We start from the raw sequence: 17,798 nt of genomic DNA, 5'->3' as shown, positions 1-17,798 counted from the left end.
TGCGCAAGAGAGAATACGAACATAAGTGCCTTCCGTGAAGTTTTCAGGATGAGCGCTTTCCTTTTCCGCTCGCCGCCAAACTCTGGCGAAGAGCGTCCATGATGTCGATGACGTTGCTGCCAGCCGCGCCGGTCTCTTCCTTGGCCTTGCCCTTCTTCAAGGGCCTCAGCCCCTTCTTCTTTTTCGCGATAATGTCGAGGAGAGCGTCCTGCACGGGGTCGGAAACCATGTCCGGGGACCAGGTCTTGGTGTGCTGCTTGATGAATTTCTCGACAAGGGGAATAAGATCAGGGTCCGATGCATCGTCGATATCCTCGAAATAGGACTCTTCTGGCCGGACCTCGTCGCCGAAGCGTAGTGTCCAGAGCACGATACCTTCGCCGCGCGGTTCGAGCACGACTGCCCGCTCGCGCCGGCCGATGACGAGTTTCGAAATGCCGAGCACCTTGTCGGACGCCATGGCGTCGCGAATGACCGCGAAGGCCTCATGGCCGACGGGATCGTCGGGCACAAGATAGTGCGGCTTTTCGAGATAGATCCACTCGATGCTGTTGCTCGGGACGAACTTGTCGATGTCAATGGTTTTGACGGTGTCGAGCGCGACGGCATCCAGTTCGTCGTCCGTGAGGAGCACAAAGTCGTTCTCGCCGCGGGGATAGCCCTTTATCTCGTCCTCATCCTTCAGCGGTTTGCGCGTGACCGCGTCGACAAATTGGGAGACGACGCGATTTCCGGTCTCTTTGTTGAGCGTGTGAAACCTGACTTTTTCGCTCTCCGACGTTGCTGGCGACATCGAGACCGGGCAGGTGACGAGCGAGAGCTTCAGATAGCCTTTCCAGTATGGGCGCGGCGCCATGATCGTGCTCCTCAGCCGGCTTTACGCTGTCCGGACGTCGAGCCGCGCGATTTCGAGGCCGCGGCGCGCGACGCCGGCTTGCGCCCGGCGCCCTTGTTGGCATTGGCGGCGGGTCGCGTCAGTTGATCGCCGCCGGCCTTCAGCATCTTCGCGCTTTCGCGTAGGGCGGCCAGTAGGTCGTCCGGTTTGGAGACCTTGACCTCCTTTCGCTTCGGCAAGGCCTTGCCTTCAATTTTCGCCTTCACCAGCTCAGCGACCGCCGTCTCGTAACGATCGTCGAACGCGGCCGGGTCGAAGGTTCCTTTCTTTGTAGCGATGATGTGCTTGGCGAGATCCAGCATCTCACCTTTGATCCGCAGCTTCGGCACCTCCTCAAACGCCTTCTGTGATGAGCGGACTTCGTAGTCATACTGCATCGTGGTGGCGATCAGGCCTTTGCCGTGGGTGCGGATCAAGAGTGTGCGTATGCGACGAAACAGGACCGTGCGCGCGATCGCAGCGACTTTCGACTTCTCCATTGCATCGCGCAGCGCGGTAAAGGCGTCTGACGAAACCCGGTCGGTCGGCACGAGATAGTAGGGTTTGTCGAAATAGACGTCGTCAACGTCGGAGCAGGGAATGAAGGCTTCGATCTGCAGGGTCTTGTCGCTGTCCGGAACGGTAGCGGCCACCTCCTCCGGATCGATCATGATGTAGTGGCCGTTTTCGATCTCGAAGCCCTTTGTCTGATCCTCCCGCTCGACCTCCTTGCCGGTGTCGCTATCGACGAAGACACGGTTAACGCGATTGCCGGTGCGGCGGTTGATGGTGTGAAACGCGATGCGTGCCGAGGTGCTGGCGGCCGTGTAGAGGCCGACTGCGCAACTGACCTCGCCGAATTTGATGAAGCCCTTCCACTGGGCACGATGACCGGCCATCTTTTAAACTCCCGACTCGACGCAACCAAAGCGAGTCAAGCGAATCACGAGCGAATTTGTTCCGACTCGAAAGGAATCGAAAATCAATAACTTAGGCATGCGTGGGCGCCCTTTTTAACCAGTCTCCACCATGCCGCTGATTCGCTGCATCTTTTCGGGGCGGCGTGCGTTCTTCCGAAGCCACAACTGGAAGGGAGATGTCATGACGAAACGTGAATTCGTCGATAGCAGAACCGATAGGCGCTATATTCGGCGCCGCGCGAAACGCCAGTTCAAGGAAAGTATCGATGTGAACCGGGTCCCCGTTCGCCGATCAGCGCACAAAGGCGAAGACTGAGGCAAAGCCCGGCAAGGCGGTCTCGGAGATTGGCATAGGAAGCATTGGCGCGCGGGCCGCCCTCTGTCGTAGCGACGGGTGATGCGATGGCTGACGATGTCGAGATTGATCATGAGGACAAAGGGGCTGGCGAGTGCGTGTCGGTCGCATTTCCGTTCGACCGTATGACCGTGCAGCGGTTTCGCGAGGCTTTTCCACGCGCCCGCTGGAGCGACCGGCGAAAGGCCTGGATCGTCCCCGGCACGACCGCGCGCCGGCGCATCGATCGCTGGCTGGCCAGGGAAGAATTCCGCGTCGATCCATACGCAGAGGGAAAGGGCAGGGATGCTTATGCGTTCGAGCCGATCCTCAGCCCCTACCTCAACGTCGACAAGGACGGGTTTCGCATCCGGACGCCTTTTTCACGCAAACTGGTCGACGAAATCCGCCAGGTTCCATTTGCCCGTTGGGATGGCGAGCATAAGGTGTGGCGGGTGCCATTCGCTTCCTATGATGATCTTGTCGATCGCTGGGGGGCTATCGAGGCGGAAGCGCACCGAAATGAGCCTGAAGAAAAACGCAAGCGCGCCGAGGCGCGCAAGGGAACCTACGAGGAAAGACTGTCCCGCCGCCGGGCGGTCGAGCGCAAGCGCCGGCGCATCCCACTTGCCGTCGATGATTTGCCCCCGATAGGTCGGCCGCTTGCGACGCCGCTCTACGGGATCGTCGTAGTTGGAGACATAACCGGCGAGCTGGTCGATTGCCATGAGGTTGCCGACCTTTATCCACACATCGCTGGGGATCACGTTTGGGGCCTATGGCGGACGCCTTCGCTGGAGGAGCTGGTGCAGACCTGGCCCTCGAAAAGGGCGCCGGAAGAGCGTGAGCGCCGGCGCGGCTGGTGGCTGCCGACTCTTGAGGAACTGAGCGAGGCGCGGCTGACCGCCAAGGCGCGCGAACGCAGGGCCAGTCAAAAGGCTCAGGCCTGACTTCAATCCGATGGTGGTTCGATCTCGATGATGACCGACCCATGGCCGGTGGTGTGCTCCAAGCCACGAGGGCTACGTGGGACACTCGCCTTGCTGAGCCAGGGCGCAAGCGCCGGGCTGAGGAGAAGATGGTCGATACGCAGGCCCGCATCGCGCTCACAGGCGCTGCGCCAGTATTTCCAGAAGGTGTAGATGCGTTCCTTCGGATGAATATGGCGGATGGCGTCGGTCCAGCCTTGGGCGAGGAGATCGGCATGAGGCTTTCCGGACTTCCGGCCGGAACAGCGCGTCGTCGGGCCAGCGTGACGGTGCGTAGACGTCCAATACCGTCGGCATGGTCGGTTTGCCACGGACCTCCAGCCTCTTCAGCCGCTTGGCTTCGGACAGCTACATGCCGCCGACTTGGCTTTCCACTTATAGATGCTGGCATCGCTGACGCCGTGCCTGCGGCAAAGCTCCGCGACCGGCGTGCCCGCCTCGTGCTCCTTCAGAATCCCGATGTTCTGTTCGTCTGTGAAACGATTGCGCTTCATTCCCTGGTCCTCTCAATGGGCCAGAGCTTACTTCAAAATGGATTATTTCAACGGGGCAAGGTCACCTCTCGTGCATCCACCGCGCGTCTTCGTTCGCCCGGATGCCGGGCGCCACCGACGGCGGGTTCAGTGATGCTGACATCATCGCGCTGGTGCTCGATCCGCGCTCCGTGAGCCTGATCGATCTCTCATATCAGACGATGTTCGTGCTCTTGACGATCATTCTTGCGATCGCTGTTTGGCGCTCGCGCCGGCTTTGTTCCCAAACATGCTCAGGTTCGAAGATGCGGGCGCGATCGATCGCATCAAGGAGGTCACCCGCCTGGAGGACAGGGCGCGGGGCCGTTTCAACTGCGGAAGCTGTGGGATTCCTTAAGCAGCGACGTCGCCGATCAGTGAACCAGCCGGAATGTTCCATTCCTTGCTGAGCTTTCGAATCTGATCCAGATTGATTTCCCGCTGGCGGTCTTCGTTAAAGCACGCGCCACTAACGCACGCCATGTTATTATTGGCACATCAAAACATTGGCCACCAAAATCACGGGGAGGGGTTGCCCGCTCACGAGGTGCTTTTTGAGTCAAGTTCCACCGATTTGTCGGCGGTGGACGCTCCATCGGCCACTCCGAGAATAGCGAGATTTCGGTCCGCTATTCGTTTTGCGGTAGACGGCCCTCCGCCTGGACCCATCTCGAGGCGGACGTCACGAAAACTAATTATGCGCCCGGTTGACGAGATCGGGCCCACAGGTCCAAGCAAACTATCTGTCTCGTGTTCAACTATTCGGATCGGCGGCCCCTTTTCTCCAACGGCCCATTTGTCGCCCCACTGTTGCAACGAAACCAGCACCGGAAAAAGCTCCTCGCCCTTGGCGGTGAGGCGATACCCCTCCCGTCGCCCATGTTCTTCAAGTGAAACTCTTTCGACGACACCGTTCGCGATGAGCCGCCTCAAGCGCGTCGTCAGTATATTCCGGGCGATGCCCAGGCGTTCCTGAAATTGATCGAAACGCGTGGTTCCGAAGAAGCACTCCCGGATAATCAATAGGCTCCACCACTCGCCTACTTCATCGAGGGCGCGGGCAATCGAGCAGTTCATTTCACTGAAGGCTTTGCGTTGCATTCCAGCAATATAGCGAGAACAGTTGCGTCGTGCAACTTTTCTGGTAAGTTTTAACATGAAACTTTTGCGCAGCGGCTGATGCCGCGGATTAAGGACCACCACAATGGATCGTCGTTTGCTCGTGCTTGCCGTCGGCATGTTCGCCATTGGTACAGACAGTTTCGTAATCGCCGGAATTCTTCCTGAGGTGACGCAATCCCTCGGCGTCTCAATCGCAGTCGCTGGGCAAATGGTCACCGTCTATGCGTTGAGTTTCGCCGTGCTTTCGCCGGTCATCGCCGCGGCGGCGGCTCACTGGCCGCGAAAGCGACTTCTCCTCGCCGGCTTGGCGGTGTTCGTCATCGGTAATCTCGTCACAGCCATTGCACCGACCATCGAATGGGTGTTGGCGAGCCGTTTCGTGGCGGGGCTCGGCGCAGCGATGTTCAGCCCAACGGCGACGGCGACAGCCGCCTCACTTGTGCCGGCGGAGAAACGCGCGCGTGCACTAGCAATCGTGGTGGCCGGGTTGTCCGGTGCGACCGCCCTGGGATCTCCGCTTGGAACATTTATTGGCGGGCTGGGTGATTGGCGCGCCACCATGTGGTTTGTCACTGTCGTTGGGGCCGTCGCTACTGTTGGCGTCTACGTGCTGTTGCCGGCTGTCCCCCCCTTGCCGGCAGTATCGTTGCGCGCGCGCCTTGGTCCACTCAAAGACATTCGCGTGGCGCTCACCCTTTTGACCACACTAGTGGCGTATTCAGGATTCTTTGCGGTTTACACGTATCTCGGAGTGACCTTCGATCGCGCGACAGGTGGAAGGCCCGAGGTCTTGGCCGCACTTCTGCTCCTTTGGGGTATCGCAGCCACCGCTGGCAACCTGGCAGCCGGATACTTTACCGATCGGTTCGGCAATCGGATGATTGTCAACGGCTCGCTTGCGATCGCCGTGGCGAACTTCGCATTGATGCCGTGGAGCAGTGCGCACCTTTGGAGTTCTGCCCTGGCTCTGGTTGTCTGGGGCATTTGCGGTTGGGGCTTGTTGGTTCCCCAACAGCACCGGTTGATCAGTTTGTCGCCCGCATCGGCGTCGCTCTTGCTGGGTCTGAATTCGGCTGCCCTTTATGTCGGCGTATCGGCTGCCGGTCTCATTGGGGCGGCTGGCATCACGGTGCTTGAACGCCATCAACTCGGCCTAATAGGCGGTCTCTTCGTCGGTGTGGCCTTTGTCATAGCGCAGGTGGCGAATTGGCAGATACGAAAAGGTTCTGAGATAGAGCTCGGTCTGGCGACACCGTGAACAGGCGCGCCACAGGCATGCGCGCGATAGAGGCGTGTGTGAGTGATGCGTGGCGAGATGATATGTCTGGGTGAAACCATCAGGCATCCCATGATCTGATCGTGAGAAAGGTAAGGCGTTGCTTTCGCCGAGCTCCGGGCCCGGGGCTGCCTTGGTTGATTATGCAATGGTTGACTGGCTGTTTTCGGGGCGAAGCTCTATCGACCTCGACGACTGGCGTTGGCGGCCGACGCTGCCCATGCAGAGCACAACTCTGTAAGCGCTCGTCTATTGAGCTGCTCGTGGAAGGTCTTGAAATACGCCGAACGGTTGACCGAAGAGGGGCGCAAAGAGCTCGGCACGCCAGTGTGTGCGGACCGCCGAGCTCTTGTAAAGCATCTTCAGGCGAATGGAGCGACACCACTCAAGTCAGCAAGACCATGCGTCTTCCTGATCAAATCGCCTGCGCGCTCTCCGATGACGACACACGGTGCCATCGTGTTTCCCGTGGTGATACGCGGCATGATCGAGGCATCTGCGATACGAAGACTTTCAATACCGTAGACCTTGAGCTCGTTATTGACCACGGACATGCTGTCGCGTCCCATTTTGGCCGTGCAGGACTGGTGCCAGTAAGTGACAGCGGACTTTCGGATGAAATCGATCATCCCTGCCCGGTCGCGTGTGCCTGGAGCTGCCTCGCTCGTGACCAGCGGCGTGAAGGCGTCGCCATTTCCGAGTTCGCGACACAGCTCAACCGCCGCCAAGGCGGCAGCCATGTCTTCCGGCTGACTGAGAGAATTTGGTTCAATCAGGATAGGGTTGTTTGTATTGGGGCCGGAGAGCCTCAGCCGGCCACGGCTTTTCGGCTGCGCAAGCCCTGAAAACATCGTCCAGCCATGCGCCGGGGTTTCCAGACCTGTTTCTGTCGGCGAAGGAACGGCGAACTCCAACTGGCACTGCAGAATGTCCGGTTGAGAGAGGCGGGAGTCGCTTTTCCAATAGAGTTTTGCTTCGCAGCCTCCCCCGCCGACGCCTTCCGGCTTTCTATATGCCCAGGTGCAGCCGAACGCGAGATGATCTTGATGATTTCGACCCACACCCGGGAGATGCTGCACGACAGATATCCCGTGAGCTTTCAGTTCGTCCTTCGGGCCAATGCCTGACTGCATCAGCACCTTTGGCGTATTGATCGCACCCAGCGACAATACCGTTTCGCATCGCGCAGTGAACGCACGCCGCTGTCCGTTGACGAGAGCCTCAACGCCTGTCGCCCGTTTGCCATCGAAGATGAGGCGCGTGACCAACGCCTCGGTTACGACCGTAAGGTTCGGTAGCGACATGAGCGGACGAACATAAGATCCGAATACGGACTCCCGCTTGCCATCCCGGATGCGCAGTTCTGCGATCGATGCACCTCCGGGACTTTCCATCAGTTCGCCGTTCGGAGTGTCGAAAACCGGAATGCCCATCGCCGATGCAGCGTTCAACAGAGCCTCTGCGATTGGTTGTGGCGAACGTGGCTGGGCGACATATACCGGTCCTCCAGCCCCGCGGCGTAGCGCATCCGGTGTGCCGCGCCAGTCTTCAATCCGCCGATAGTAGCCGAGAACCGATTCATAACCCCAGGCTTCATCGCCCGCTTCAGCCGCGAAATGATTCCAGTCTTCCTTGTGGCCTCGCGCCCAGACCATAACATTGATGCTCGAACCACCACCCAGTCCCTTCCCCATGCTGAGAGGAAGCCGCCTCCCGTAGAGCTCAGGCGCCGGCTCTCCAACGAAACCCCAGTCACGGTTCGTACCGAGATTGAGTGGCCATTGCGACGGGTTTACAACGGACTCGGCCGTATCGTCTCCCCCAGCCTCAAGAAGCAAGACGCGGGCGTTTCCGCATTCTGCCAGTCGGGCGGCAACGACGGAACCACTGGATCCGGCTCCACATACTATGAAGTCAAAATCGGCTGGGACCTCAGGATGTCGTGGCGCCGGATTTTCACGTCGGTTTATGTCATGCGTATTCTGATCCACGGGGTTACCTTTGTGAATTGGTGGGCTGAAATTGCAAGTTGTCCGCGAGCGCTATTGGCATCCGAGATGCAATCGATCTCAATCGGAGATCGACGTTTTTACATACTGCCTGTAGAGCCGCGTGTGATGGGAGGTGAGGACATTCCAGCATCCGATCATCGGAACAGGAATGCCTGTCCCGATGATAAAGCTCGAACGACCATCCTTACTGCGCCGAAACAGTTTTCGCCGCTTCGTCGATGGTGTCCGCGACCACCGTTGGCTGCGTCATGAACAGAGCGTGGCTTGCTGCGACCTTGGTGATCTTGGCTTTAATCCGCTCTGCCATATGGACCAGCATGGCTTGGTCAAATGCTTTGTCCTCTGTGGCGATGACGGCCCAGCTTGGCTTGGTTCGCCAAGCAGCATTCTCCAGCTTCGTGGCAAACGCCGACATGTTGATTGGGACCTGCGAATCCCGCATGAACGCGACGTCGGTGTCGCTGGCGTCATGTGCAAATCCAGCCTTGAATTTCCCAGGGTTAACGTACCCAAATCCATCTTTCGTGGTTTCGATGACGAATTCAGATGCCGGGGCAAAACCTTCATACTGCTGGGCCGTCGTCTCGCCTGCGTCCGGTGAGAGCGCGGAGACGTAAACCAGTCCCGCGACCTTTGTATCAATGCCGGCTTCCGTAATGACCGTTCCACCCCATGAATGGCCTACCAGAATGGCCGGTCCATCTTGCCGCTCAAGTGCACGCTTGGTGGCGGCAACGTCGTCTTCGAGGGAGGTCAACGGATTCTGGACGATGGTGACACGATATCCACGCTTCGTGAGATTGTCGTAGACGGCCCTCCAGCCGGAACCATCGGCGAAAGCACCGTGAACGAGTACGACGTTCTTTACGGCCCGGTTAGCAGGGATCGTGTCCGCAGCGTTCGCAGGCACTGGGGCGGATATTGCGGCTACGGCTGCGACGGTGGCCAATATGGTCCTGGTGGTCATGGCTTTCTCCTCTTGATTCATGCGATAACTGTTATCGCGATAAATAATGCCTGTCAGTTTTCATTCTTCGTGTCAACAAAATTTATCGCAATATTGTTTTTTGCAGTACTTTTTGCTAATTCTGCGCCGACAGGAGCTCAAAATGACGAAACGACATAACGACCCGCCGCCGCTCAGCGATCAGCTCTGCTACGCAATCTACACCGCTGGCATCGCTATCCAGCGTGCCTACAAGCAAGTGCTTGACGAGTTGGGTTTGACCTATCCGCAGTACCTCGTACTCAACGTTCTCTGGCGCGAAGACGAGCAGACGGTTGGTGCCATCGCCCATACCCTCGCTCTGGAATCCAGCACGCTTACGCCGCTTCTAAAGCGGCTGGAAGCATCAGGCTTGCTGCGACGGACACGAAATCTGAGCAATGAGCGGCAGGTTGTCGTTGCATTGACGAGCGAGGGACGCACGTTGCAGCACCGGGCCGGCTGCCTCAGCGACACATTGCTCGCAGCCTCTACACAAACGCCCCAGGAGTTGGCATCCTTGAATCGCGATGTCCGGCATCTCCGCGACGCCATCTATTCACAGATCGGCGGATGGGACGCGCCCGCTTGATCTGCGAAGGCGTCTCGATCTAGGCTGTCGGCACAGTTCCTCCATCGATGGTGTATTCGGTACCTGTGATCGATGCAGCGCGGTCCGATGCCAGGAAGGCAATCAGATTTGCCACTTCCGTCGGTTTGGCAGGGCGCCCGAGAGGTATGCCGCCCAAACTATCCATGATGATCTTCTTGCCACCCTCAAGATCCGTACCCGCCTTGTACGCCAAGCGCTGGGCCAGGTGAACGGACGCTTCCGTTTCGATCCAACCCGGAGACACTCGCACGACGCGGACGCCCTTGGGCGATACCTCCTTGGACATGGCCTTGCTATAAGTCGAGAGTGCCGCCTTTGCTGCGGCATAAGCCGTGGTCGCTTCCGGTAGAGGTAGCAATCTTTGGATGGACGTGACATGCACAACCACACCGGTTCCCCGTTCGACCATGTCTGGAACCAGTTCGCGATCCAGTCGAACAGCGGGAAAAAGATTGAGAGACATTTCGTTGTACCACTCGGCATCAGTTAGCGCCCCAAAGCCACCGCCAGCTGCTGCCGAACCACCCAGCATATGAACGATGATATCGACGTTGCCGAGACGTTGACGCGTAACGTCCGCGACGGCCGCGCACCCCTCTTCAGTCGTGAGATCGGCCTCGACAAACAATTCTTCCGGCAGGTTCTCAGGACGCGTCCGCGCGGTCGTCAACACCTGCGCGCCGAGGTCCCGAAACAGGCTGACGGTCGCAGCCCCGGTGCCCTTGGTTCCAGCAGTAATGAGGGCTCGCTTGCCTCTTAGGTTGAGAAAGTCTGTCATCACCGGATCTCCAGCCAGGCGATCTTGCCGTCCTTGATGGTGAAGGCATATGAGAGCGTCACCGGGCTGCCGGGAAACTGGCCGCCAACTTTGGCTCGGACGAGCACTTTGTTGCCGTCAACGGTGGATTCGAACGGTTCAGAAACGTACTGCGTCGCCTCCTTCGCAGCCACCCACCATTCACGGATAGCGACCACGCCTTGATGGCGCGATCCCTCATCTTCGACAACGGCTTCGATCGCAAAGGTCTCCGACAGCGCATCCGCGTTGCTGCCGCTGTCAGCGTCAAAGTACATGTTCACGATATCGGGCATATCCATTGTGGTTCTCCTCATTGGTTGACCCGATAGTAGCGCTCGACCATTGCGTAAATAAGTGGGATAAACCGGCATGCAGCAATGAACAGATCGGGACAATGGAGCAAGCCAACCTTAAGGAACTTGAAGCGGTAATCGCTATTGCCCGGCGCGGCACATTCCGCGCAGCGGCCATTGATCTTGGCATGTCTACGACAGCGTTGAGCCACACAATAGGCAGGCTTGAGGCGGAGCTTGGGGTGCGATTGTTCAACCGCACCACACGCAGCGTGTCGCTGACGGATGCCGGCAGGCTCTTTGTGCAGCAGGTGGCGCCCTCGCTTCAAGATCTCTATGCCGCCTTGGATTCGGTGCGGGCGCAACGTGAGACACCTTCCGGAACAATACGGATCAACGCGGCGCCCTTCGCGGCGCGCGCAATCATCTCGCCGCTCGTGCTTGAGTTCCTGCGCCGCTATCCCGACATGAATGTCGATATTGTAACTGAGGGAAAGATGGTCGATATCGTCAAGGACGGGTTTGATCTGGGAGTCAGGGTTGCGGGCCTCGTTCCCAGCGACATGATTGCAGTTTCGCTCGGCCGGCCTCAGCGACATGCTGTGGTTGGGTCTCCTGAATACTTCGAGAGGCATGGGAAGCCGGTGGTCCCTCCCGACCTCCTCAGCCATCGATGCATTCGCGTTCGCCTCCCCGATGGCTCCCTGTTTCGGTGGCGTTTCGAGAAGGACGGGGAGCAGGTGCAAATCGATGCACGCGGCCCGATATCGCTGGACGAGGCTAGCCTCACGAGAACCGCTGTCCTGGAAAGCGCCGGTATAGCCTACATCTTCGAGCAAGACATTTTCCCGGACATTGAGGCGGGGCGGGTCGTCCGTGTACTGGAAGACTGGACGCCACCGTATCCGGGGCTTTGCCTTTACTACCCTGGGCGCCGACATCTGTCAGCCGGGGTCAGGGCGTTCTTGGAACTTGCGCGTGAGCTCGCGAGAGTGAGCTAATTGAACCGCCAGTGGAAGAGCTTTGCTTGTCTCTTCAACGCTCCAAGCGGACAGATTTGCAAGGCGTGAATGACCGGTTCGCGGCCAGTAGGTCACTGATCTGCGATTCCACAAGGAATGAGCGGAAGGCAGACCCTCGGCTTCTAGGATCTCGTTCGAGTAGCCTGGACAACCGACATGGCGCGCAAAACCGCGTCCCTGCGTAACGAATTGATTGTCCGCTTCGGGCTATTAAATCGCGTCCAGGGAACGCATGAAAACCATGTGGTCGTAAGTGCCCCCAGCGCTGCAATTGCTGCAAATCTTTCGCGCCGCGACGGGCCGTCCACATATGCGCAGAAGTCCGGATGGTGGGATCATCGTCAAATCAGCGGTCGCGGTCTTTGGTTTATAGGGACCTTGTATCGAAGGAAGGTGCCGCGCTTTCGCAGTCCACGCCTCTGCGCCGCCGCGCGCAGTCACGGACATCGTTTAATCGCGACCGTCTGCGAGCCAGATCACTACCGTCATCAGCTCCGCTCACGTGAGCGACAAAATCACCCAGATCAGAACGGCGGCTGAGATGATCAGCAGCACGATTGCTGCGGCGCGTATTACCTTTCCCATCATTGTCATCCTCCCGCCAGAACCGCGCTGGTGCCATGAGATAAATTGGCAGAACCGCAAACTTGCTCCGTGGCTGCGGCTCTGAGTGCCAGCGGGGATGTGCGTGAACGAACGATGGCGACCAACCAAAATTGCAGCGTTTTGGTTAATTTAGCGTTGCCTCACGTATATTGGTTTTCTATTGGAGAGATTTGGAGCCGTTGCTGCATCTTTCCGGCAAGTCGCCAGACGCTTGAATGCCCAAGCCGCGCTTGGAAAAGGGGCAGACACACCCGTACCGGACTTCGCCACCGTGATCAGTGGTCAGGCGAACACCAGACTCGAACCTAGTTCTTGTTCGGCGATCGCTTCGGTAAGGCCCGTGCGGGCAAAACTCTCGCGTATCTGCTGGCGAAGCCAGCCATTCGCTGGATCAGTGTCGGCATGTTTCGCCCAAACCATGTTCACCGCAGGGAAGGTCAATGAGACAGGCAATGGGCTGACCTCTAGACCCAACAGAGGACCGTAGCGTTCTGCGATCCTTGTCGGCACGGTGGCAATTACGGGACTGAGTTGCGCTGCTGAAAGAACAGACATGTATCCTGGGGCGGCAGCAACGACGTTGATATCGACACCAGCGATTTGAAGGGCATCCTTAATGCACCCCTGCAGTGTCTCGTTCTGGGATATGGTGGAATGCTCAGCTGAAAGATACTCAGCCAGGCCGACTGGATTGGTGAGGGTCATGAGATCCGTATTGAAACAGCACGACACCCCGGTGTCATAAAGCTTCTCAAACGACCTGCGGCTGGTCATGGTGTAGGTGCAACCAACGGCGAGATCGATCGATCCATCCTCCAGAGAAGGCTCGGTCGCCTCATGTGGAAAAACACGCGCGAGGAGCTTGATCCCTGGAGCCAGTCGCCGCAGCCGCGCGGTCAGATCTGGAATGAGCAGCAGTTCGATTTCCGGGGACATGGCGATCCGGAATATTCGCTCTTCCGTGGCGGGATTAAATTCCTCGCCTCCCGTTAACGCCAGTTGCGCCTGCCTTAATGCCTTCCTTATCGGAACCGCGAGGCTTTGCGCTCGCGCGGTCGGCTGCATGGTTTGGCCAACGCGTATAAAGAGCTCATCCTGCAACAGCACACGCAGCGTCGAAAGAGAATGGCTCATCGCCGGCTGTTGGATTTTCAGACGTCGTGCGGCCTTGGTCACGTTCCCCTCAGCCATCAATGCGTCAAAGGCGACAAGAAGATTGAGATCGAAAGAGCGAAGATTGAAATGATCGATAGTTGTCATGACCCACATCGATTTGCGCGTTGATGTTACGGTACATATTTACTCTCCAGGTCAGTTCAAGGCCGCACTTGCCACCTCGCGTAAATCGGGAGCCTTTCATGCAAACTCGTCGTTCTTTTCTCATCAATACAGCTGTATTTGGCGCGGCCGCAGGGACCGGGATCGGACTCCCTGCCACCAGCTTCGCCAAGGCGCCCATGGTCGGCACGCAGGCGGCGGGGTTTTATCGGATGAAGCTCGGCGACTACGAGATCACGGCGCTTTCCGACGGAACGGTGAAACTGCCGATGTCGAAGATCTATCAGAACATGGCCGAGAACGAAATCGACACCTATTTAACCGACCGGTTTCAATCGGGCGCGGCAGAAGTTTCCGTGAATGCCTACCTTGTCAACACGGGTGAGCGCCTCGTGCTGGTGGATACCGGCACAGGCGACCTGATGGGTCCCGCGCTGGGCAAACTTGTGTCGAATATCGAAGCATCGGGCTATAAGCCCGCGGAAATCGACGACGTCATTTTAACCCACATCCACGCCGACCACTCAGGCGGACTGGTTTCGGGCGATGATCGCGTCTACAAAAACGCCATTCTGCACGTCAACCGCCGGGAAGCTGAATTCTGGCTGAAGGCAAAAGCCAAAGCGAAAGCCGACCAGGTACTTGGGCCACAGATCGCCCAGGCCGAAAGGTGCCTCGGGCCGTATGTCGACGCCGAGAAGCTTGAAACATTCGATGACAATGGCGCACCGCTTCCTGGTTTTGCGTCCGTTCTGCTTTCCGGCCATACGCCCGGTCACAGTGGTATCATTGTCGAGAGCAAGGGCGAAAAGATCGTGTTTTGGGGCGATGTCGCCCATGGGGACGTGCTGCAATATGATCATCCGGATGTCACGGTCGCATTTGACGTCGACCAGAACGCCGCTGCAGCAACCCGCGCGACGGCTTTTGCTGAGGCGGCCGACGGGCGCTATCTGGTCGCCGGTGCGCATCATGCTTTTCCGGGGATCGGACATGTTCGCCGCGATGAGAACAATTACGACTGGGTGCCGTTGGTATACCGGGCCGTCTACTGAACGTTGGCCCAAACGCACGTCATCTACAGCGATCGCACGCCGACCTCCCACGCGAGAAGTAGCCGGATATCTACCCCGCTTCTCGCCAATGGCCCGGAAACCGTCGAGTTTGGCTTCCCTCCAGAAGCAAATTGCGCATCGGGTCGTCAAGAGGTGACGACGGGGCAACCCGGATGTGATTAAACGGAGCCTGGCGCGAGCACTCGCCAGGAGGTCGTGAATTTGGAAGAGCCGGAAGAAATCTCTCGCGGTCCACTTTCGAAAGGAGCGTTATCGAAGGGCCCCACCTTGCAGGTCTCGCAAGACCGGGACGAAGCGGCTGCTCCACCTGAGCGGACCTCGCCGCTCGGCCTCGAGCAATACATCGCGGGCAGGACGCTTGTCAGTGGCGATGGCCCGGCGTGGAACGACCTGTTCGTTCAGGTCTATTCCCGCCGCGACAAGCAGGAAGCGTTTCTTGTCCCAGCTGTTGCGGAACCGCTGATCGTCTGGGTTATGTCGGGCGAAGCGAATGTCGAAGAGCGCGAACTCGGCGGCGATTGGGTATCCAATATCGTGTCGGTCGGAGACTTCTTCCTGACCCGTTCCCCGACGCCTTACGAAATGCGCTGGCGTTCGACTGGGACGGCGCCCTTTCAGGTGATGCATCTGTATTTATCGGTTCCTCTGTTTGAGCGCGTCGCCCAAGAGGTGCTTGGCGGCGATGGGCCGCCCGTGCTGCTCGACGTCTCCGGCGGGAAAGATGAGCAGCTCTCGCATCTATTGGCCTTGATCCATCAGGAACTTGCCGCTGAAGGCAAAGGCAGCCAATTGTTCGTGCAAGGATTGGCTCAAAGTCTCACGGTGCACCTGATCCGCAACTACGTATCGGAGGATCGGCAAGACAATCGGCAGACGGCTTTGCCAGGCTTTAAGCTTCGGCGCGCCATGGCTTATCTCGAAGCGCACCTGGCTGACCCGTTCAACCTGGCGCAGCTCGCCGTCGCGGTGGGCATGAGCGAGTTTCATTTCAGCCGACTGTTTAAGAAAGCAACCGGCCTTTCGCCCTCCCGCTACCTCATTCGCCAGCGCGTCGCCAAGGCACAGCAGCTCCTGCAGGAAACGGATACGAGCATCATCGAGATTGGCCTGGCCGTTGGCTATTCGAGCCCAAGTCACTTTGCCCAGGTCTTCCGCCGCGAGACAGGTCTGCCGCCGAGCCACTATCGTCGAGGATGATTTTTCATCCGTCTGCGATTTGAGCAAGATCGCGACAGGTCGCGCAAGGCCCCGTGAGAAGGGCCGGCGTGAAACGCTTAGGTTCCTCCTTGTCGAAACGAAACGCCCACCGCGGTGGTGGACTTCAAAGACAAGGAGTGAAGACAATGGCCAACCTCAACGGAAAGATCGCATTGGTAACTGGCGCGTCGAGCGGCATTGGCGCCGCTACCGCCGTAAAGCTCGCTGAAGCCGGCGCAAAGGTCGGCATCGCGGCTCGCCGGACCGAAAAACTCGAAGACCTGAAGAAGCGGATTGAAGCTAAGGGCGGCGAGGCTCTGGTGATCGAGATGGATGTCGTTGATCCGAGCGCAATCGAAACTGGCGTCAGGAGGCTTGTCGAAGCCTACGGCTCGATCGATATCCTGGTCAACAATGCGGGCCTGATGCCACTGTCGGACGTCGACCACTTCAAGGTCGACGAGTGGCACCGGATGGTGGACGTGAACGTAAAGGGCGTGCTCAACACGACGGCCGCCGTTCTGCCTCAGATGATCAAGCAGCATTCGGGCCACATCTTCAACATGTCCTCGATCGCGGGCCGCAAGGTCTTCAAGGGTCTTTCCGTCTACTGCGCCACGAAACATGCGGTCACGGCCTTCTCCGACGGACTGCGCATGGAAGTCGGCCAGAAGCACAACATCCGCGTGACCTGCATTCAGCCAGGCGCTGTTGCCACCGAGCTCTACGACCACATCACCGATCCGGGCTACCGCAAGCAGATGGATGAGCTGGCCAGCCAGATGACTTTCCTTCAGGGCGAGGACATTGGCGACACCATCGTCTTCGCCGCCCAGGCTCCGGCGCATGTCGACGTCGCTGAGCTGTTTGTCTTGCCGGTTGAGCAGGGCTGGTAACAAACCGGCCCTGAAGGGTCCCTGCCTCAATGCAGGGACCGTTCAAGGGAGATTGTCATGAAGGAATTACCCGCCTCTCAAGCCTACCGCGTCCTGGAACCTGGCCCGATCGTCATGGTCTCAACGAGTGATAACGGCAAGCCCAACGTGATGACCATGGGCTTCCATATGATGATGCAGCATGTCCCGCCGCTGATCGGTTGTGTCATCGGGCCTTGGGATCACAGCTACCAGGCTCTCCGAAAAACCGGCGAGTGTGTCATCGCTGTACCCGCTCTCGATCTCGCCGAAACCGTTGTCGACGTCGGGAACTGCTCGGGCGATCAGGTGGACAAGTTCCAAAGGTACGGTCTAAGGACACGACCTGCCAAGGACGTGTCCGCACCGCTCCTCTCCGACTGCTTGGCCAACATAGAATGTCGAGTTGTCGATACCAGGCTCTTAGAGCCTTACAACCTCTTCATCCTTGAGGCCACGAGGATGTGGATCAACGAGAACCGAAAAGAGCGTCGAATGATGCATCACCGCGGTGACGGCACGTTCACCGTCGATGGCAGCACACTCGATCTCAAAGACCGCATGGTCAAGTGGCGCCATCTCCCCTGAGAGGCTCCGTCCCAGAATACACCTGAAAACCCCTTACGAAAGGAAGAGTGCCATGTCTGCTTATCTCGTTGTCGATCTCGACATCCACGACATGAAGTCTATCGAAGACTACCGGTCGAAGGCATTGCCGCTCGTCGCCGAAGCCGGTGGGAAGCTCATCGCCATCGATGAAAGCCCTCTGAAGTTAGAAGGCTGGACAGCCACCAACGTGCTCATCATCGAGTTTCCCGACAAGGATGCGATCCGTCAGCTCTTCGCATCACCCGAATACGCGCCATTGGCCGCACAGCGGCAGGCTGCGGCCGCATCGCGCATCATCGCACTCGACGGAGTCTGAAAAGAGCAAGATCGCGACAGCTCCCGCATAGGGGCGAGAGATCTTATCCGC

The 17,798-nt window shown here is 58.4% G+C and carries 17 protein-coding genes and 4 pseudogenes; 10 read left to right on the top strand and 11 right to left on the bottom strand.

The annotated features are described in order from the left end of the window. Window positions 1-43: 43 nt before the first annotated feature. A complete protein-coding gene (locus tag IB272_RS29470; RefSeq protein WP_060528810.1) occupies window positions 44-856 on the bottom strand; it encodes a Ku protein in 813 nt (270 codons plus the stop codon). An 11-nt stretch (window positions 857-867) separates the two neighbouring features. Further along, window positions 868-1,773 carry a Ku protein gene (locus tag IB272_RS29465; RefSeq protein WP_113080611.1) on the bottom strand — a complete coding sequence of 302 codons (906 nt, stop codon included), beginning with the start codon at window positions 1,771-1,773 and terminating at the stop codon, window positions 868-870. A 423-nt stretch (window positions 1,774-2,196) separates the two neighbouring features. On the opposite strand from IB272_RS29465, the gene IB272_RS29460 reads away from it, so the two are divergent. After that, window positions 2,197-3,078: a hypothetical protein gene (locus IB272_RS29460; RefSeq protein WP_192445593.1), complete on the top strand. Its 882-nt coding sequence runs from the start codon at window positions 2,197-2,199 to the stop codon at window positions 3,076-3,078. Between the two features lie 2 nt (window positions 3,079-3,080). Here the strand turns inward: IB272_RS29460 and IB272_RS29455 are convergent. From IB272_RS29455 to IB272_RS29445, 4 genes and pseudogenes are all read right to left on the bottom strand, one after another. Beyond that, window positions 3,081-3,414, bottom strand: a pseudogene (locus tag IB272_RS29455) (exodeoxyribonuclease III); the annotation flags it as partial. A 54-nt stretch (window positions 3,415-3,468) separates the two neighbouring features. Continuing rightward, window positions 3,469-3,611, bottom strand: a pseudogene (locus IB272_RS29450) (transposase); the annotation flags it as partial. A gap of 372 nt (window positions 3,612-3,983) precedes the next feature. Next, a pseudogene (locus IB272_RS35660) lies at window positions 3,984-4,079 on the bottom strand (transcriptional regulator); the annotation flags it as partial. A 90-nt stretch (window positions 4,080-4,169) separates the two neighbouring features. Further along, a complete protein-coding gene (locus tag IB272_RS29445) occupies window positions 4,170-4,787 on the bottom strand; it encodes a helix-turn-helix domain-containing protein (protein ID WP_246810464.1) in 618 nt (205 codons plus the stop codon). 46 nt (window positions 4,788-4,833) lie between these two features. On the opposite strand from IB272_RS29445, the gene IB272_RS29440 reads away from it, so the two are divergent. Further along, window positions 4,834-6,009 carry an MFS transporter gene (locus IB272_RS29440; RefSeq protein WP_060608829.1) on the top strand — a complete coding sequence of 392 codons (1,176 nt, stop codon included), beginning with the start codon at window positions 4,834-4,836 and terminating at the stop codon, window positions 6,007-6,009. A gap of 380 nt (window positions 6,010-6,389) precedes the next feature. Here the strand turns inward: IB272_RS29440 and IB272_RS29435 are convergent, their stop codons facing one another. Both IB272_RS29435 and IB272_RS29430 read right to left on the bottom strand, forming a co-directional pair. Next, window positions 6,390-7,997 carry a GMC family oxidoreductase gene (locus tag IB272_RS29435; protein ID WP_348646826.1) on the bottom strand — a complete coding sequence of 536 codons (1,608 nt, stop codon included), beginning with the start codon at window positions 7,995-7,997 and terminating at the stop codon, window positions 6,390-6,392. A gap of 226 nt (window positions 7,998-8,223) precedes the next feature. Beyond that, entirely contained in the window at window positions 8,224-9,006 is a 783-nt protein-coding gene (locus IB272_RS29430; RefSeq protein WP_192445591.1) for an alpha/beta hydrolase, read from the bottom strand. Window positions 9,007-9,148: 142 nt separating this feature from the next. On the opposite strand from IB272_RS29430, the gene IB272_RS29425 reads away from it, so the two are divergent. Beyond that, window positions 9,149-9,616: a MarR family transcriptional regulator gene (locus tag IB272_RS29425; RefSeq protein ID WP_090428629.1), complete on the top strand. Its 468-nt coding sequence runs from the start codon at window positions 9,149-9,151 to the stop codon at window positions 9,614-9,616. A 19-nt stretch (window positions 9,617-9,635) separates the two neighbouring features. Here IB272_RS29425 and IB272_RS29420 read toward each other — a convergent pair whose 3' ends face one another. Then, window positions 9,636-10,415 (bottom strand): SDR family oxidoreductase, encoded by a 780-nt coding sequence (locus IB272_RS29420; RefSeq protein WP_090428617.1) that lies wholly within the window; start codon window positions 10,413-10,415, stop codon window positions 9,636-9,638. Beyond that, complete coding sequence (locus tag IB272_RS29415) at window positions 10,415-10,735, bottom strand: nuclear transport factor 2 family protein (protein WP_060608845.1); 321 nt, start codon at window positions 10,733-10,735, stop codon at window positions 10,415-10,417. Before IB272_RS29415 ends, IB272_RS29420 begins: the two co-directional genes overlap by 1 nt. 95 nt (window positions 10,736-10,830) lie before the next feature. Between IB272_RS29415 and IB272_RS29410 the strand changes: the two genes are divergently transcribed. Then, entirely contained in the window at window positions 10,831-11,730 is a 900-nt protein-coding gene (locus tag IB272_RS29410) for a LysR family transcriptional regulator (RefSeq protein WP_034799828.1), read from the top strand. A 244-nt stretch (window positions 11,731-11,974) separates the two neighbouring features. Beyond that, window positions 11,975-12,124, top strand: a pseudogene (locus IB272_RS29405) (IS1595 family transposase); the annotation flags it as partial. 515 nt (window positions 12,125-12,639) lie between these two features. Here the strand turns inward: IB272_RS29405 and IB272_RS29400 are convergent. After that, window positions 12,640-13,617 (bottom strand): LysR substrate-binding domain-containing protein, encoded by a 978-nt coding sequence (locus tag IB272_RS29400; protein ID WP_090428626.1) that lies wholly within the window; start codon window positions 13,615-13,617, stop codon window positions 12,640-12,642. Between the two features lie 98 nt (window positions 13,618-13,715). Here IB272_RS29400 and IB272_RS29395 point away from each other — a divergent pair, with 98 nt between their 5' ends. The 5 genes from IB272_RS29395 to IB272_RS29375 all read left to right on the top strand — a co-directional run bounded on the left by IB272_RS29395 (window position 13,716) and on the right by IB272_RS29375 (window position 17,747). Next, window positions 13,716-14,690: an MBL fold metallo-hydrolase gene (locus IB272_RS29395; protein WP_113080612.1), complete on the top strand. Its 975-nt coding sequence runs from the start codon at window positions 13,716-13,718 to the stop codon at window positions 14,688-14,690. Window positions 14,691-14,978: 288 nt separating this feature from the next. Next, a complete protein-coding gene (locus IB272_RS29390; RefSeq protein WP_246810470.1) occupies window positions 14,979-15,908 on the top strand; it encodes an AraC family transcriptional regulator in 930 nt (309 codons plus the stop codon). A 146-nt stretch (window positions 15,909-16,054) separates the two neighbouring features. After that, window positions 16,055-16,804, top strand: coding sequence for an SDR family oxidoreductase (locus tag IB272_RS29385; protein ID WP_192445589.1), 750 nt, complete (start codon window positions 16,055-16,057; stop codon window positions 16,802-16,804). A gap of 57 nt (window positions 16,805-16,861) precedes the next feature. Continuing rightward, window positions 16,862-17,410, top strand: a complete 549-nt coding sequence (locus IB272_RS29380) for a flavin reductase family protein (RefSeq protein ID WP_192445588.1) — start codon at window positions 16,862-16,864, stop codon at window positions 17,408-17,410. A gap of 52 nt (window positions 17,411-17,462) precedes the next feature. Continuing rightward, window positions 17,463-17,747 (top strand): DUF1330 domain-containing protein, encoded by a 285-nt coding sequence (locus tag IB272_RS29375; protein ID WP_090428604.1) that lies wholly within the window; start codon window positions 17,463-17,465, stop codon window positions 17,745-17,747. The last annotated feature ends 51 nt before the right edge of the window (window positions 17,748-17,798 follow it).

This window comes from Ensifer sp. ENS08 (assembly GCF_014852195.1).
Classification (GTDB): Bacteria; Pseudomonadota; Alphaproteobacteria; order Rhizobiales; family Rhizobiaceae; genus Ensifer; species Ensifer adhaerens.
This window is presented reverse-complemented; position numbering and strand designations above follow the sequence as displayed.